Annotated in this window: 1 protein-coding gene; it reads left to right on the top strand. The window is 69.7% G+C overall.

From position 1 onward, the window contains the following. Nucleotides 1–231: hypothetical protein (locus BIV25_RS52245; RefSeq protein WP_218158543.1), on the top strand; the 231-nt coding region annotated here is incomplete at both ends.

The following is a 231-nucleotide window of genomic DNA, read 5'->3' as shown; positions in this document are numbered from 1 at the left end:
GCCGGTGATCCGGCTGGCGGGTGGTGGTCATTGCACGTCGGAGTTCTGGGTTTCCCATGTGCGTGAGGCGGTGCGTTTCGGGGATGCGGTGGCGGAGTTGGACGGGTTGGGTGTGACGCGTTTCCTGGAGCTGGGTCCGGATGCGGTGTTGACCCCGATGGTGCGTGAGTGCCTGGACGGGCGGCCGGTGACCGTGGTCCCGGCGCTGCGCCGGGACCGCGGTGAGGTGCG

It is taken from the genome of Streptomyces sp. MUSC 14, from assembly GCF_001866675.1.
Taxonomy (GTDB): Bacteria; Actinomycetota; Actinomycetes; order Streptomycetales; family Streptomycetaceae; genus Streptomyces.
This window is presented reverse-complemented; position numbering and strand designations above follow the sequence as displayed.